Genomic DNA, 505 nt, shown 5'->3' with positions numbered 1-505 from the left:
CACCAGGAGGACTTCGAGTACTACGGGATCTGGTGGGACACCGACATGTCGGACGCGTTCCTCGCCCGTCACCAGAAGGAGAAGGCATGAGCAAGCGCGTGGCGGTGATCTCCCCCGCCCCGACCGCCAACGGAGACCTGCACCTCGGTCACCTCGCGGGGCCGTTCCTGGCCGCCGACGTCTACACCCGCTACCAGCGGGCGACCGGCCGCGAGACCGTCTTCGGCACCGGCGCCCAGGACACCTCGACCTTCGTGGTCACCACCGCCCGACGTCTGGGCACCAGCCCCGAGGCGCTGGTGGCCGACTCGACCGCCAAGATCGAGGCCACCCTGGCCGCGCTGGGCATCGAGGTGGACGGCTTCAGCCGGGACGAGGAGCGGTTCACCAAGCTGGTGCTGGACTTCGTCGGCCGGCTGCACAGCGCGGGCAAGGTGGTGCTGAAGCCCGCCCGCTTCCCCTATCTGCCGAGCACCGGCGAGTACCTGGTGGACGGCTTCGTCAA

The 505-nt window shown here is 69.5% G+C and carries 1 protein-coding gene; it reads left to right on the top strand.

Going from position 1 to position 505, the window contains the following annotated elements:
• Positions 1-86: 86 nt before the first annotated feature.
• Positions 87-505 (top strand): class I tRNA ligase family protein (locus ABD323_RS45730; protein WP_344447815.1); only part of this gene is annotated, 419 nt, incomplete at its 3' end.

The sequence above is a fragment of the Kitasatospora nipponensis genome (assembly GCF_039528135.1).
GTDB lineage: Bacteria > Actinomycetota > Actinomycetes > Streptomycetales > Streptomycetaceae > Kitasatospora > Kitasatospora nipponensis.
This window is presented reverse-complemented; position numbering and strand designations above follow the sequence as displayed.